General features: G+C 56.3%; 8 protein-coding genes. 4 read left to right on the top strand and 4 right to left on the bottom strand.

The window, feature by feature from the left end; translation table 11 throughout:
• The first annotated feature begins 214 nt into the window (after nucleotides 1-214).
• Together THITHI_RS0118005 and THITHI_RS20925 are read left to right on the top strand one after the other, a co-directional pair.
• Nucleotides 215-1135, top strand: a complete 921-nt coding sequence (locus tag THITHI_RS0118005; protein ID WP_018232931.1) for a LysR family transcriptional regulator — start codon at nucleotides 215-217, stop codon at nucleotides 1133-1135.
• Nucleotides 1136-1669: 534 nt separating this feature from the next.
• The gene (locus THITHI_RS20925) at nucleotides 1670-1945 is read left to right on the top strand and encodes a helix-turn-helix transcriptional regulator (RefSeq protein ID WP_198005664.1); all 276 of its coding nucleotides are present in this window, start codon (nucleotides 1670-1672) and stop codon (nucleotides 1943-1945) included.
• Nucleotides 1946-2051: 106 nt separating this feature from the next.
• On the opposite strand, the gene THITHI_RS0118000 is transcribed toward THITHI_RS20925, so the two are convergent.
• From THITHI_RS0118000 to THITHI_RS20915, 3 genes are all read right to left on the bottom strand, one after another.
• Nucleotides 2052-3500, bottom strand: a complete 1449-nt coding sequence (locus tag THITHI_RS0118000) for an ATP-dependent nuclease (protein ID WP_018234455.1) — start codon at nucleotides 3498-3500, stop codon at nucleotides 2052-2054.
• 41 nt (nucleotides 3501-3541) lie between these two features.
• Entirely contained in the window at nucleotides 3542-4753 is a 1212-nt protein-coding gene (locus THITHI_RS20920; protein WP_026186479.1) for a hypothetical protein, read from the bottom strand.
• Nucleotides 4754-5065: 312 nt separating this feature from the next.
• Nucleotides 5066-5242 (bottom strand): hypothetical protein, encoded by a 177-nt coding sequence (locus THITHI_RS20915; RefSeq protein WP_198005663.1) that lies wholly within the window; start codon nucleotides 5240-5242, stop codon nucleotides 5066-5068.
• A gap of 794 nt (nucleotides 5243-6036) precedes the next feature.
• Between THITHI_RS20915 and THITHI_RS20715 the strand changes: the two genes are divergently transcribed.
• Together THITHI_RS20715 and THITHI_RS0117985 are read left to right on the top strand one after the other, a co-directional pair.
• Nucleotides 6037-6411 (top strand): hypothetical protein, encoded by a 375-nt coding sequence (locus tag THITHI_RS20715; RefSeq protein ID WP_156820708.1) that lies wholly within the window; start codon nucleotides 6037-6039, stop codon nucleotides 6409-6411.
• Nucleotides 6412-6535: 124 nt separating this feature from the next.
• Nucleotides 6536-6826, top strand: coding sequence for a hypothetical protein (locus tag THITHI_RS0117985; protein ID WP_018234452.1), 291 nt, complete (start codon nucleotides 6536-6538; stop codon nucleotides 6824-6826).
• A 1-nt stretch (nucleotide 6827) separates the two neighbouring features.
• On the opposite strand, the gene THITHI_RS0117980 is transcribed toward THITHI_RS0117985, so the two are convergent.
• Nucleotides 6828-7102, bottom strand: a 275-nt coding sequence (locus THITHI_RS0117980; protein ID WP_018234451.1) for an integrase core domain-containing protein, incomplete at its 5' end; no start/stop codon positions are given.

Genomic DNA, 7102 nt, shown 5'->3' with positions numbered 1-7102 from the left:
ACAGTGAGGTCGAGTGATCCAGTCATGTGTCCGACGGCGCGGCCCGCGCGACGGCCGGACAGCCCGGTTGCGACTCTGGGGGCACATCCTAGTGGATGCGGCTTCATAATTAACAATCAGTTATAATGATTGTTACGATAAGCGATCATTTATGGGTTCGTCCGGGCCGGCGAGCCCGCAGCCCACGAGGCCTTTCGGGCCGGGGAGGACGGTCATGATGAACTTCACCTTCAGGCAACTCAAGGCCTTTGAGGCCGTGGCCCGGCATCTCAGTTTCACCCGGGCCTCGGAGGAGTTGCACCTGACCCAGCCGGCGGTCTCCATGCAGATCAAGCAGCTGGAGGAGCACGTGGGATTGCCCCTGTTCGAGCAGGTGGGCAAGCGCATCTTTCTCACCGACGCCGGCCGGGAGATGCACCACTACGCCTGCGCCATCGCCACCCAGCTCTCGGAGGCGGAGATGGTCATGGACGAGATGAGGGGCCTGAAGCGCGGCCGGCTGACCATCGCCGTGGCCAGTACCGCCAACTATTTCGTGCCCCGGATGATCGCCGCTTTCTGCCAGCGCCACAGCGGGGTGTCCGTGACGCTGGAGGTCACCAACCGGGAGGCGCTGCTGAGCATGCTCACGGCCAACACCATGGATCTGGCCATCATGGGCCAGCCCCCCAGCAAGGGTCTGGTGGCACATCCGTTCATGGAGAATCCCCTGGTGATGATCGCCCCGCCGGAGCATCCCCTGGTGGCCGAGAAGGCGATCCCCCTGGAACGGCTGCGCAGTGAACCCTTCATCGTGCGCGAACAGGGCTCCGGCACCCGGGCCGCCACGGAGCGATTCTTCGAGCAGCACGGCGAACAGCTCACGGCCGGCCAGGAGATGCACAGCAGCGAAGCCATCAAGCAGGCGGTGGAGGCCGGTCTCGGACTGGGGGTGCTCTCCCTGCACACGCTGGAGATGGAACTGGCGCTCGGGCGGCTGGCGGTGCTGGATGTAGCGGGTTTCCCAATCCGGCGCCAGTGGTACGTGGTTTATCCCCAGGGCAAGCGGTTCTCGCAGGTGGGCCAGGCCTTCCTGGATTTCACACTCCAGGAGGCGCAGGGCATCCTCAGGATGCCTACGCTGGAAGCGGCCTGACGGGTGGCGCCGCGATGGTGCCCGCCAGATTATGGTTTTTCTGGTTGCCGGTCGCCTCTATTGGCGGCCGACGAGGCGGCTCCGGGCCGGGGACCCTTTACGCGGGCGGGTCTGGCGCACGTGGCCCGGATTCCATACGGCCGAAACAAAAAAAGCCTGACCGGCCAACAGCCGGTCAGGCTTGCATCAGACGTACATGGGATCTGGTCGGAGTGAAAGGATTCGAACCTTCGACCCCTGCCTCCCGAAACCGCTCAAGAGCTCAGTCGCATCAACGCCTTACGACCGCTTATTATATAAAAACAAGGTGTTAGAGCGCATCAAGACGCAGTAACACGCAAGGGATTGTAGCAGGATTTGTCCCGGAGTGTCCCAAAATTGTCCCAAATTCCCGGGGCGTTCGCCCTCCTGCGCCTGGTTGCGCCGGGGACATTCGAGGTATCGAAATCAGCCGTGCGCAGCCGTACTGGGAAAGACCCGTGCTCAGGTTTCTACACACATCGTCAGCCACCCAAAAACGCACGGAGAATGACGATGCACGAGACAGATCTGATCACACGCCACGAAGCGGCCGAAATCCTGCGCGTTTCGCTGCGAACACTCGACGCACTTATTGAGCGGGGACGGGTACCACGACCGATCTCGCTGGGCGGGCGCCGGCTGTACTTTCATCGGGAGCAGCTGGATGCGTGGATTCGAAATCAATTCGGCTTGGCAGATCCAACCGGGTTGTCGGAACAACCACCTGCGGAGAAGCGGCGGCGCGGTCGGCCGAGAAAGGCATCGACGGATACGGGCGACAATGGATAGGCGGTCTTGGAGCATGGCTGACGGCTGACGGCTGACGGCTGACGGCTGACGGATAAGCTACGAGCGAAGCGAGTCAGGTTGATCCGCTTGTTGGACCGCGTTCAGCCTAACCTTCGATTACTGCTATTATCCTTCCAACCAAGTCGTCGCGAGTCTGCTCGTCCAAGCACTCGCGGCACCATTCCGCGCACATGGTCTCCCAGACGCTGCCTGCACTCTTGACTACGCGATCACCAACACTTGTGGCCCAAGCATGGTGGTTTGGCGTGAGCATTGCGTCCTCAAGATATTGGAGGAGAGATCCAGCGCCTACGCCGAAGCGCTCGCTCAAATTGGGCCACCCTGCATCCTTCAATTCTTCGAAGACGACTCGCTCAGGGGGTGCACCACCGGGCAGCACAGCGCAGCCAGGCGATTCCGGATAGTCTCCGTCGAGCACCGCGAGGGACTTGTGGGGTAGCTTCCCCTTGTTAGCAAGGTCCCCCATCAGAGTGACGACATTCGCTGGTCCAACTGCGCAAATTTTGATCCGTGGCAATAACTCTCCGCCGTCGGGATGCGCCGCGATGATCTCCCGGAGCCACCGACCAGCCTCACCGTCCTCCACATACACGAACGCTTCAGGGTGCACCGCGTCGTCGATCCTGCTCAGTGCGAACTCGGGGCTTGCTCCATAGACCACATTGGGACCAGTTGGCGATGGTAGAATCAGAACCCGCGCTTCCGTCGGCAACTCCTCAAGAACGTAGGGGCTATGCGTGGAGACTATGGTTTGAACTTTCTTCAACCGAGCGAAGTGCAGCAAAGACTTTATCAGGCGCCTCTGAGCCCGAGGGTGCAGCGACGCTTCTACCTCATCTATGATTACAAGTGAGTACTGCGGAATATCCTGAAGTGCTTGAATCAAGTCCAGCGTTGTGTCCTCGCCGGCGCCTTGATGGAATTGCGATACCTCACCGAACTCGCGGCCAAGAACGCCCACTTTCCTGTTGGCATTGACGTCTGGAGACGCGAAGCGGGCACTTGAATAGTCGCGCCCAAGAATCGTTGATAACTGCATGCGAGAATCATCTGTCAGATCCTCGCTAGCAGTCTCACCCGCCGCCAATTTCGCGATGCGGGCGTACCCAGCAGATGCGTCGAGAGGTAGTGTCCGCGCTACATCAAACCAGAAGACCGACCGCTCAAACCGCGCCTCCGGAAAGCTCCAGCGTCGAGTCGGCTTCTTAATTGAAAACGCCTGGATGTCGTCTGCTCTCTTGATTCGGTAGCCCAGGGTTACCCCACTAATGTCATCCCAGTGGGTCGACGGGAAGAAGTCCGACGGAAAGTAGCCAGTACCTTGATTGGGCGCGATGTACGCCGAAGCGGCAGCCTTGAGCACCGTGCTCTTTCCAGTCCCATTCTCTCCAACAAGCGCCGTCACTGGATAGCGAAACTGGACCGATTGCCCATCCCATCCGCGAAGACCCGAGATCTCGACTCGCTCAAGGAACTGAGGCCAGAGGCCCGCATTGAATTGCTCCCGGATCTGGATAACTTCTGGTGAGTCCATTGCGCCTCCGTCAAATCGAGTTCTCGTCGGTTCAACACAAGTTAGCTTCCGTCATCGTCAGTATCCTCGTCCTTTAGACCTTTTGGTACTTGAAGCCATCTTCCCTTCTGCCTTCGGACCATGCGTTGCAGTGACATAGCATCAGCACTTTCCGCATCGAAATTCACTTCTGGCGGCTCAAGAGCCTCGGCGTGGTTGAAAGCGTTCATCTCATCTACCAGCGTCTTGGTGGAATTCGGTAGCGCGCTATTGATCTCCGGCCTATCGCGCCAAGCCTTGCTCATATGTCGGTCCCAAAGGTCGGAAGTCAAGCAACTCTCATCTTGAGGAGGCGTGGACGCAAAAGCCAATACTCCGAGGTCTTTCGTTGCTTGAGGTAGAGCTTGATATCTTTCGTCAAGGCTCTTCAAGTCCGCTTTCAGATCAGGGCCCCACACAAATTCCTGATTCTCGCGAAGAAAGAACGGTGCACAATTTCGATGGAGTTTGTCCGATGATACAAAGACCATCGAAAAGGGTAGATAGTAGAGATAGGCTATATCGACTCGGTTTGAGGACCGGTCGGCGGAAATAAGGCTTGCTGATATTGCAACCTGAAAGAAAATCTCGATCTTTAACACAAAGGCTGCGTAGGGAGCATATTGGGAGATTGGCGATAGTCCAGCCATCTGCCACCTTCTTACCATTTCTTGCTCGTACTCGCGAGGGACACCTAAAAAGAGAGTTGCCAGCGCCATCTGATCATATGGCTTTGGCGAGCTGACAATCGACTCCGCAAGAGAGTATGCATCCTTGAGATTCTTGCATGAAGTAGGAGCAATCCCAGTTCGCCCGAATTTCTTTGCGACTTCCTTTAGATCAAGGCTAGAGAGCATCGCACGCCATTCTCTGGCATGATTTCTCTCAACTTCTTTAAACTCTTGCCGTTGCCAGCGATTGAATGCCTCCGCTTCAGGTGGGCTTTCAAAGACGAAACCACTCCTGTTACCCGCTCGTACCGGCCGGGCGGCAGGCATTATGATGCGACCGTCCATAGGAACAGGCTGTCCCATCAAGTTGCCCAGGCAAAGCTCCGCGTGAAACATGCACGGGTTGCCGCCCATATCGGGAAACTTCTGGGCAATCTTCTCTACTTCTTTCTCAGCAGACCGATCCCCTCGCATCTCCTTCGCCAAGTCTGCGAGCGTCTCAACAAAAAAAATCGGACAGACCACAGAATGGTAGAACTGATCGAACCAGACCGATTCGTCCACGCTCAAGGATTGTATAAAGGACTTATCAAAGAGCGTGATGGGTCCGGCAGGCATGGTAGGAAGCTAAGGAAAGCCTGATTAAGTGATGTCGAGTGGTCGGTTGGAACTCTACTTTGACTATTGCAGCAATTCTAGGTGGTTGCGCTGTTATTCGACAGTCTCAACGTCCCGCTCGACCCGTGGGTTGCCCTAGTCTGCCGCAGAAGAGTGCGCTCTTGGACTCGAGGTGGTCGTTATGCCGGCCACCAACTCCATGAACTAGCCTCGTCGATGTTGAACTTACATCACTTGGCCATACTAACGCGCTTTACTTCAGGCCACTGGCATTGATTCTGGATGGTCATCTACATAGCCACGCTTAGCGAGCTCTTCCCATAGTTTTTCGGCATAATCAACCGCCGCCTTAGGATTCCGCGATCTAGCCGAATCCGAAAACTGTCCATTCATATTGCCAATCGCACACCGGATAATGAACTCATCTTTCGTCATATCGACTTCCTTTATGTTACTTGCGTAACGTTTGGCTCAACCCAACCCCTGTGTACGACACACGGACTGTTCCGGCCTAGATGATAGTCAGAGTAAAGTCACAGACTTGGCCTATTTGAGAGCTCATATACGGCAGTTGCGTTCTGGGTGCTCTTGTTAACTAGTGTGCACTGAAAGCCGAAATGCCTCAATCGTTTTTCAGGCCAAGGAAACATGAGCTGATTGCAAAACGCCCGGAAGTCATTTGCCCAGTCCGAGTGGTTGGGCAGGGCTATCCCATCGTCCACTGCACTTCTCCAAATAGCATCGAAGAGAGATGCGAGCCGGAATCTCATCGAAATGTCCTCGTCTCCGATGTCCACATCACATCGGCAATGCCGGAGATGGGAAATCACCGCCGGATCTAGATCCCTAGCCTTGGAGAGAAAGGGACCGGTGAAGTAATCCATTAACGCTTTGATGTGTTGTGGTCGCCTCATCTCTAATTCCATTTACATAACTTATAAGCATTTATCCGCCATGTGCCGCATTGCGGATAAATGCCTGTTGGACTGAGCCGCCCGTCGGATTGGCGCGAATCCATCTATGGGTAAATGTACAGAGCCCAGTAGTGGCGGCGCGGTGCTCAGGGCACCGGTTCGGGCAGAAACGCCATCCGGTCGGGGTCTCATCAGCCATAATCTCGCTTCCTGTGACGTGTCAGTTACAGACATTTTGCGCCCATCTTTACGCAAAAGCCATCGTCCGGACGCACAACGTTCCAGCCCCTTGCAAGGCTGTGGATCTCGTACAGCTTGTCTTGGGGATTCAGGGGTGCGAAGGCTGAGCTTCTTTGGTCAAGGTTTGATGCTGTCTACGCCGAAGTGAAAGCCTCTCTGACTCTTGATCTACGAATCCCTGATAGTCAGTGGCAGCGTCTTGAACGAGAGCTGAATGGACTGGATGAAGGTGTAGTTGATAACCTCGGAAGGCTCTCACCGCAGTTCAGAATCATCGACGGTATGATTGACCAGTACAACTACGTGCTCTCTGGAGTGCTGACCTGGCTGAAAGGGAAAGACGATGTGCCTGAGGTCAGGCGAAAGCGCTGGCTCCGGCAGGACTTGGAATTGGCGGAGGGGCATTATCGCGCCTTTCAACCTTTAGCCAAACTGCTTCGGGATGGGTAGACCCGGTAAATTGGCAAGCTGCGCTAACAACAGCTTGAACCCGATCGGCTTTTCCGCTGGCGCTCCAAAGCCGGCGGGTAAAGCTGGGCGTTAGCGAGCTTAAGGACCAACCGCGGAGAACGACATGGACAAGATTGAAGGTTTTTTCGCATACGCCTCGCAACCCCACCAGCTCACGAGGCTGATCCAGGAAGCGGTGGCGATTGCGAATCGGTCCGGCGGTTGCCATTACACCACATGGGAGGAGAACGACATCGCCGGGCGTCCTTTGACAGCACCCATATTTGAAGGTCTCGATGGGGCGAATGCCCTCGTGGCAGACATAACCACGATGAATCTCAATGTCACTTTCGAAACTGGATACGCGATAGGCATCGTGAACCGCCCCGGGAATTGCGGAGGCTGGTTGGTTTAAGTCAAGCCGCCATTACGGCCTGACTGGCGAGTTGCCGATAGTAGTTTGCCTCAGCTTCCACCGGCGGAATATACCCCAAGGGCTCCATCAACCTCTGATGATTGAACCAGGACACCCATTCCAGCGTCGCCAGCTCCACCGACTCCCTGGACCTCCAGGGGCCGCGGCGATGGATCAGTTCCGCCTTGTACAGGCCGTTGATGGTCTCGGCCAAGGCATTGTCGTAGCTGTCGCCACGGCTGCCGACCGACGGCTCGATACCGGCTTCGGAAAGTC

This window comes from Thioalkalivibrio thiocyanodenitrificans ARhD 1 (genome assembly GCF_000378965.1).
GTDB lineage: Bacteria > Pseudomonadota > Gammaproteobacteria > Ectothiorhodospirales > Ectothiorhodospiraceae > Thioalkalivibrio_A > Thioalkalivibrio_A thiocyanodenitrificans.
This window is presented reverse-complemented; position numbering and strand designations above follow the sequence as displayed.

Coding starts and splice junctions, on each gene's coding strand:
- THITHI_RS0118005 (WP_018232931.1), top strand. CDS start 215: ATGATGAACTTCACCTTCAGGCAACTCAAGGCCTTTGAGGCCGTGGCC.
- THITHI_RS20925 (WP_198005664.1), top strand. CDS start 1,670: ATGCACGAGACAGATCTGATCACACGCCACGAAGCGGCCGAAATCCTG.
- THITHI_RS0118000 (WP_018234455.1), bottom strand. CDS start 3,500: ATGGACTCACCAGAAGTTATCCAGATCCGGGAGCAATTCAATGCGGGC.
- THITHI_RS20915 (WP_198005663.1), bottom strand. CDS start 5,242: ATGACGAAAGATGAGTTCATTATCCGGTGTGCGATTGGCAATATGAAT.
- THITHI_RS0117985 (WP_018234452.1), top strand. CDS start 6,536: ATGGACAAGATTGAAGGTTTTTTCGCATACGCCTCGCAACCCCACCAG.